Genomic DNA, 6101 nt, shown 5'->3' with positions numbered 1-6101 from the left:
ATATCACTCACATCGGGTCGATTCTATCAAAAAATCAGGTATTAACCGCTGGGTGGAATTATCTGCTGATACCTTACTCAATGAACAGCCAGATACCACATTGCATTACTGGCAGGTACTAGATGCGAGTCCCAGCAGAAAACCCAGAATCTGTGCTTCTTGTCAGCCCCATTATGTTAATTTCCATGATGTACAGGCCAGGCTTTTGGCCCTGCTTGAACAATATAAATCACTCACTAGGCTTTATCAGGCCTATGCAACCGTCTTTACTGACCCTATCCCCATCGTAATCAGTGATATAGCGCAGTTGCTGCAACAGGCAAAAATCATGCAGGGAAACTACAACCAGCGTGAGCATTATCAGCACACTGTTAGAATCATTTATGAATTAATACGCTCGCCGGCAAGCCAGTTTTTTATGACACCCAGTCAAACTGCCAAGTCTATTTTAACCGAACTAGTTCCCTTACTCTCTGATTCTGCAAAAAAGCGTCTTTGGAAAGGTTTGTTTAGCGAATCACTTGAAAGTAGCCGTTGGCGAATAGAAGTCGCTACCTTATTGTCCATAAAGCAGACCATGCCTGCAAAAATGCAAATGATGCGTAAGATTGAGGAGATGGAGCTTTACCGGCAAACCACAAAGACTGATATTTTTGAGAGACTTGAAAAAGCCCAGGGTAATCTGGCCACTATTCCTAAAAATGAAATGGCAAAGCTTATAGTTAAAGCCTATCAAATGAATCTATTAGCTCAGCTCACCGTACAGTATCCGGAACTCATGAACCCACATTTTTTAGCAGCGGCAGTGAATGAAGGTTTTTACCAAACGCATTTTAAAGTCAGATCCTTTTATCAATCTATTAGGCAATTAGCACAGAATGATGAAAAGGTATTAAGGTGGCTTGATGGGCAAAGCAGTACCTAAATATATGGGAACACCATAAATATACCGACCATCACCCTTCTTAATGCCTACTCAACCATTACCTTTCACCCTACTTTATCGATAACGATTGATAAATATCGTTGACGATAAATAAAGCGGGTTAATGAATAGATGTAGTATGGAAGGGTGTGGTTGAATCTTATCTATCTTATGGTGTTCCCATATATTTAGGAGAGAAGTAATTATTAGTCTCTATAATTGCACCAGATAAGGTTGAATCAGTGAATTAAGATAAACCCGGATTGAGAAGTCTGGATATATCTTGTAGCCCACAATAAATTGATATTCCAGACTGGCATGATCAATCGCATGAAAATAGCCCCGGGCAAACAATAAGGCCTCTAAAGATTTTACAATCTGCTGCTCGGCCAGTGCTTCAGGATAATGTGATCCCATCAGCTGGTGTACCGTGGTGAAGGATAGGTCTACCCAGAAAGCCGTCAGCTGATTTTGAGTACTGGCTTTTTGAATAATCACTTTAAGCAACTGCTGCTCAAACGGCCGAAGCTTGGAAAACCGTTTATGGATCTGTTCTTGCATTAAGGGATTTTCAAGCATAAGGATTAGTCAGTGTTGGGACGATTCAAACAGGATTATCCATATTGTATGCTAAGCTGATCTGAACTGCCCTCCCCTTTGATGATTGATCAACGATGAAGATTGAGCATGAAATCTGTCTGGCACTGTCACAGCTCTCTTCTGCTGAACAGGCACTGATTCATAAGCTGGTTATTCACCCGCATGCCTTGCAACCGCAGATTATTCTCTCGACGGCTGAATTGATGGTTAATCTGACTAACCATTTTGCGGCAACTTACCAACTCTGGCCAGTGATTGACTCCCTAGCCACCAAACCGCTATTTTTTAGTGCCACTCGCCTGCATCCGCATTTTATTAAATTTTTTTGCTTCAGCCACCATCAGCTCAGCCTAGATCAGTTAACGTTGCGTATTGGATTAAGTAGCGTCTTACAGGGACACCTGACTGCAATTCAGCATGCCTTTGATAGCAGACTGACGGAAAATCTGGCTCGTTTAAAAACACCAATGGCCAAGATTTTATATTTATACATTGAGCCTAGCGCAAAGATGCAGCAGTTTAATCTTCCGGAAATTTTAGCCATGTTTCAGATTGAACATTTAAGCTCTTATCACCGATTGGATAATCTCAAGCAGTTTATTTTGCAGCCTGCCCTGCGTGAACTAAAAAAACAGTTTTTCCCCGGTTTAACCATGAGCTATCCCACCCAGGCGCAGCCTATTGCTACTTTACAGTTTAGTTAATAACTAGCCTACTGATCAACTCATGCCTGGGTGACCATTCTTTCCATTCACCTTCAAATGGAGTAAATAAATCAAATTCCTTTAAAAATTCCCAAGGTTCCGGATAATTATCCAAAGCTTGAATAGGTAACCAATCTTTAGGTATCCAAGGGGTATCTATTTCTAATTGGTAACCCCAACGCCAGGCAATTTTGGCATAGATCACCGCATGTGTTGCAATAAAATTTTCGGTAAAACCAAAGGCTTGTTCAATGTTACGAACCTTAGCAATTTTAGGGCTGGTCAGTTCAGTCAATACCCCCTCCATACCCGTTTTATCGCCATTGGCCAAAGCTAGATAAAACTGGTGATCAATCAGATATTTTCGGTCTTTCTTAATTTCCATAGACAGGATTTGCTCACAACGCTGGCGTAACTCATCCCATTGTCCATTTAAAGCCAGAAGCGCCTGATAACCATGAAATGCAGGCTGTTTCGGGTTATCCCGATCCTTAATTTCACTTTCAATCAAATAAGGTAAGCGGTGCTGTTTATACCAGGAAATAATGGCTTCATTATCGGATAACAGCGCATATAAATGCTCATAAGCAGGAAACCAATCATAAGGTTTATATTGAATCACCATGCGATTCAGTTTTGCAGCCATATAAGCCCATTGTTTAAATGCAAGTAAATCATGATCCCTAAACCATGACATCATGCAGTTTGCCTCTGTATAAGCTTTTATCATTTTTAAACAAAAGATATAATTTCCTTTTTTTTCAATAAAATACTCTATGTTTTCTGCTAGATCATCAATGGCTTGAGCATGACCACTAACATGTTCTAAACCACGCTGTAGGCTTGACTCATAATTAAACGTACTTTTTGTCATTGAATATACTCACTCATTATTGGGCATCAAAATACACTTGCATTAATTTTAATATCAAATTTTCTATATCGCTAATAATGCAGCCAGCGCTTATTATTCAGTTTAATTGAAACAGAGTACGTGGATAAGTATCAAACATTTTTCCATTGTAACTACATCGCACAAAAATCCATTCCCAATAAAGGATAATATGGTAGCCATTTATTCTTAAATTTAACTATAATGGATACCATAATATCCATTATAGTTAATCATGAGAAAACTCAACCTATTAGATGAGCATGAGGTACAACAAGCCTATGCACAATACATCCGTCTACGCCGCAAGCAGCTTAAATTATCACGTGAGGCTTTGGCGGAACGCAGCACAGTGCCGATGGCAACACTTAAGAAATTTGAACTCACTGGGCAAATCTCTTTTCGACAGCTTTTATTACTATGGCAAAGCGTGGATGATTTACAACGCTTATATAGTTTAACCTTGCAGCAACCCCCCTCTATTCAATTACCCACGACAATTGAGGAGGTGTTAAACAATGGGTTTTAATCCTGTTCAAAAATTAAATATTACACGAACCCTGAGTACTGGGGCACAAATCACATTAGGAACGCTGGCACAAAACAGGCAAGGCGTGTTTTTCCAGTATGATGCAGGCTATATTAAGAAATATGGCAACGCCTCACCATTTCAGTTGGATGCAACGCTTGAATTACAATTAGGACCCAAAAATCCGCATGGCGGGCTACATGGGGTTTTTGCTGATAGCCTGCCCGATGGCTGGGGACTGTTATTACAGGATCGCGTATTTCGACAACAGGGAATTTTGCCGTCGCAACTCACTTTAATGGATCGATTGGCATTTGTGGGGCACTCTGCCTTAGGAGCCTTAAGTTTTGACCCTGTTTATCCCATTCCCATCGTGCATGAAGAGGTTGATCTAGCCACCCTTGGACTGCAAGCACAGGCACTATTTGATGGGCAAACAGATCAGGTGTTGACTGCGCTGGTTACTGCGGGTAGCTCTGGCGGTGCGCGACCCAAAGCACAGATTTATTTTTCACCCAATCATCCTGAGCACTGCCGAACCATAGCACAAGCTAATGATGATGCTTGGCTGATTAAATTTACTTCAGCGCATTTGCCACTCGGACATGAAGAAGGCTTATGTGAAGCGGCATACCTAACACTGGCGGCAAAAGCCCAATTGCAACCTGTAGAATGGCAATTACTGGATGCACCATCACAAAGTGGTGTTAGGCGTTGGTTGGCTGTGAAGCGGTTTGACTGGGTAAATCTAGCAAGCAGAATTAAGCACAATGCCCATATTCATTACCATGCAGGCCGCTATCATGTGCTGAGTGCGTGTGGTTTACTGGATGCTGATTTTCGTAGTCCCAGCCTTGATTACGCAGAATTAATTAAGGCCAGTCGTATGTTGTGCCAATCGCCTTCGGTGGGCCAACTCCAATTCAGGCGTGCAATGTTTAATTTATTTGCCTGTAACCAAGATGACCACAGCAAAAACTGGGCATTTTTACAGGACGATAAGGGCGCATGGCAACCTACTCCTTGTTACGATGTGACCTTTAGTTTACATCCATTCGGCGAACATGCTACAGCGTTTGCAGGGTTTGGCAAGCAACCTTCGTTAAAAGCAGTGCAGCAGTTGGCAAATCATGCAGGCTTTAAAAATTGGCAGCAGGCGCAGCAAGTAATTAAGGATGTGGTAGAGGCTATCGCCTCTTTTAAAGACGTTGCAAAATCACTGGAAATTAGCAGGCAAACCACGCAACTAATTGGCAAACAATTGGATGTGGTTTGGCAACAGAATAAGCAGCTGATTGTTTGACTATAAAGTCAATTCCCTTGTTCACACTTTGGAAGCACTTTAAAACTTAAAGGCACTAGATTATAAAAGGTAAAAACTTACTAATGAGTGTGCATAGTTCTTTAAGTAACTCATCAGGCTTTTGTTTCCAACACTCATGCTGTTCAATTTAAAACCCAAAATGATTAAATTCTAGGCAAATAAGCTAAGGTCTTTAAATTTATACTACTATTTAAGAAGATCACTTAAATTTAGACGGGACAAAGTCTTCAGGATTCTCCGGCGCATTGAGCAATGCTTCTTTCAATAATGTTCCCAGTAGATTAGCTTCCTGATAGCGCTGAAATTTACGAGCATACGTAGGATTGGTTTTTAGGTTAGCACTGATCTTAAAATGAATCCGGTGTTGTTCATGCCGTAACTCAGCATTGCGCTGGGCGTCGGTACGTTTGGTTTTCTCATTTTCTGCCTGATCTGTCATGGCGAACCTACTCCTCTGCAATCAGATGCCGATACGTGTATTGTGCCATATCTATAGGCAATGCGGACAAGGTGCAAGGCTTAAACGTTGAAGCCTGTTCAGCAGGCAACGCAAATACCCCAAAAGCCCGGCCAGAATCGGCATGCCGCTGAATCACCAAGACAGTGGGTAAAAACTGGTTATTCTGATAAAGTTTTAAAGGGCCTTTCTGGGGATTACTGGCCAGCAAGCTACGGATCTTATAAGGGCCAAACAAGATGGTACGAACAGCAATTAAGCGCACCGTGAGTTGCTGGCCTTTAAAACGTCGATACAGCTGACGTAAAGAGGCTAGATAATCAGTGGCCTGACTTGAAAATTGTGATGCACTAACCGGATGGCCACAGAAAATATTCAAGATGATCCGGGCAATGTCACGTAAGATATCAAATTCCGTATTAGTCTTGGTCACAAGGCCATTAAAATAATACTCTAGCGTTTCTTCTGCTGACACCGCCTGTAAAACGGAGAGCGCTTGTCCTTGAGGATCAGGATGCGTTACCGCCTTTCGATGCTGAAAAATCTTTATTTCACTTTGCAGCTGATCCTGCTCATACACCTGTAATACCGCATAGCCTTCCCGGGGTCGATGCTGCTCATCCGTCGGGCTTAAGGCAGCTATGAGACTTTGATGATTAGAACTTTGCTG

General features: G+C 41.8%; 8 protein-coding genes. 4 read left to right on the top strand and 4 right to left on the bottom strand.

Features of this window, described 5'->3' with window-relative positions; genetic code table 11:
- On the top strand, nt 1-925 hold a 925-nt coding region (locus tag BKE30_RS16115), incomplete at its 5' end, for a hypothetical protein (RefSeq protein WP_158073212.1).
- A gap of 213 nt (nt 926-1138) precedes the next feature.
- Here BKE30_RS16115 and BKE30_RS15235 read toward each other — a convergent pair.
- A complete protein-coding gene (locus tag BKE30_RS15235) occupies nt 1139-1486 on the bottom strand; it encodes a hypothetical protein (protein ID WP_143253813.1) in 348 nt (115 codons plus the stop codon).
- A 113-nt stretch (nt 1487-1599) separates the two neighbouring features.
- Here BKE30_RS15235 and BKE30_RS15230 point away from each other — a divergent pair, with 113 nt between their 5' ends.
- Nucleotides 1600-2229, top strand: a complete 630-nt coding sequence (locus BKE30_RS15230; protein ID WP_076879410.1) for a replication initiation protein — start codon at nt 1600-1602, stop codon at nt 2227-2229.
- Here the strand turns inward: BKE30_RS15230 and BKE30_RS15225 are convergent.
- A complete protein-coding gene (locus tag BKE30_RS15225; RefSeq protein WP_076879409.1) occupies nt 2222-3103 on the bottom strand; it encodes an Imm49 family immunity protein in 882 nt (293 codons plus the stop codon). The two genes, BKE30_RS15230 and BKE30_RS15225, sit on opposite strands and share 8 nt — an antisense overlap.
- A gap of 253 nt (nt 3104-3356) precedes the next feature.
- Here BKE30_RS15225 and BKE30_RS15220 point away from each other — a divergent pair, with 253 nt between their 5' ends.
- The gene (locus tag BKE30_RS15220; protein WP_076879408.1) at nt 3357-3650 is read left to right on the top strand and encodes a helix-turn-helix domain-containing protein; all 294 of its coding nucleotides are present in this window, start codon (nt 3357-3359) and stop codon (nt 3648-3650) included.
- Nucleotides 3640-4953, top strand: coding sequence for a type II toxin-antitoxin system HipA family toxin (locus BKE30_RS15215; RefSeq protein ID WP_076879407.1), 1314 nt, complete (start codon nt 3640-3642; stop codon nt 4951-4953). Before BKE30_RS15220 ends, BKE30_RS15215 begins: the two co-directional genes overlap by 11 nt.
- A 220-nt stretch (nt 4954-5173) precedes the next feature.
- Here BKE30_RS15215 and BKE30_RS15210 read toward each other — a convergent pair whose 3' ends face one another.
- Entirely contained in the window at nt 5174-5413 is a 240-nt protein-coding gene (locus BKE30_RS15210; protein WP_076879406.1) for a hypothetical protein, read from the bottom strand.
- Between the two features lie 7 nt (nt 5414-5420).
- Nucleotides 5421-6101 (bottom strand): hypothetical protein (locus tag BKE30_RS16110; RefSeq protein WP_158073211.1); only part of this gene is annotated, 681 nt, incomplete at its 5' end.

It is taken from the genome of Alkanindiges hydrocarboniclasticus (assembly GCF_001982605.1).
In the GTDB taxonomy this organism is placed as follows: Bacteria; Pseudomonadota; Gammaproteobacteria; order Pseudomonadales; family Moraxellaceae; genus Alkanindiges; species Alkanindiges hydrocarboniclasticus.
This window is presented reverse-complemented; position numbering and strand designations above follow the sequence as displayed.

What these genes read in the sequence shown, in the direction of transcription:
- BKE30_RS15235 (WP_143253813.1), bottom strand. Translation starts at nt 1,486, where the DNA reads ATGCAAGAACAGATCCATAAACGGTTTTCCAAGCTTCGGCCGTTTGAG.
- BKE30_RS15230 (WP_076879410.1), top strand. Translation starts at nt 1,600, where the DNA reads ATGAAGATTGAGCATGAAATCTGTCTGGCACTGTCACAGCTCTCTTCT.
- BKE30_RS15225 (WP_076879409.1), bottom strand. Translation starts at nt 3,103, where the DNA reads ATGACAAAAAGTACGTTTAATTATGAGTCAAGCCTACAGCGTGGTTTA.
- BKE30_RS15220 (WP_076879408.1), top strand. Translation starts at nt 3,357, where the DNA reads ATGAGAAAACTCAACCTATTAGATGAGCATGAGGTACAACAAGCCTAT.
- BKE30_RS15215 (WP_076879407.1), top strand. Translation starts at nt 3,640, where the DNA reads ATGGGTTTTAATCCTGTTCAAAAATTAAATATTACACGAACCCTGAGT.
- BKE30_RS15210 (WP_076879406.1), bottom strand. Translation starts at nt 5,413, where the DNA reads ATGACAGATCAGGCAGAAAATGAGAAAACCAAACGTACCGACGCCCAG.